We start from the raw sequence: 568 nt of genomic DNA, 5'->3' as shown, positions 1-568 counted from the left end.
TACCTAGTGACCGATAGTGAACCAGTACCGTGAGGGAAAGGTGAAAAGCACCCCGGGAGGGGAGTGAAATAGTTCCTGAAACCATGTGCCTACAAGTAGTCAGAGCCCGTTAATGGGTGATGGCGTGCCTTTTGTAGAATGAACCGGCGAGTTACGTTATCATGCCAGGTTAAGGTGAAAAGCCGGAGCCGCAGCGAAAGCGAGTCTGAAGAGGGCGCTTGAGTATGATGACGTAGACCCGAAACCAAGTGACCTACCCATGTCCAGGTTGAAAGTGTGGTAAAACGCACCGGAGGACCGAACCCGTGTATGTTGAAAAATGCTGGGATGAGGTGTGGGTAGCGGTGAAATTCCAAACGAACTTGGAGATAGCTGGTTCTCTCCGAAATAGCTTTAGGGCTAGCCTCGGAAGTTAAGGATCGTGGAGGTAGAGCACTGTTTGGACTAGGGGCCCATCTTGGGTTACTGAATTCAGATAAACTCCGAATGCCACTGATCTTGTTCCGGGAGTCAGACTGCGAGTGATAAGATCCGTAGTCGAAAGGGAAACAGCCCAGACCACCAATTA

1 rRNA gene is annotated in these 568 nt (G+C 50.5%); it reads left to right on the top strand.

Going from position 1 to position 568, the window contains the following annotated elements:
* Positions 1-568: ribosomal RNA gene (locus LPAF129_RS11070) — 23S ribosomal RNA — on the top strand; the annotation flags it as partial.

It is taken from the genome of Ligilactobacillus pabuli, assembly GCF_022836475.1.
Taxonomy (GTDB): domain Bacteria; phylum Bacillota; class Bacilli; order Lactobacillales; family Lactobacillaceae; genus Ligilactobacillus; species Ligilactobacillus pabuli.
This window is presented reverse-complemented; position numbering and strand designations above follow the sequence as displayed.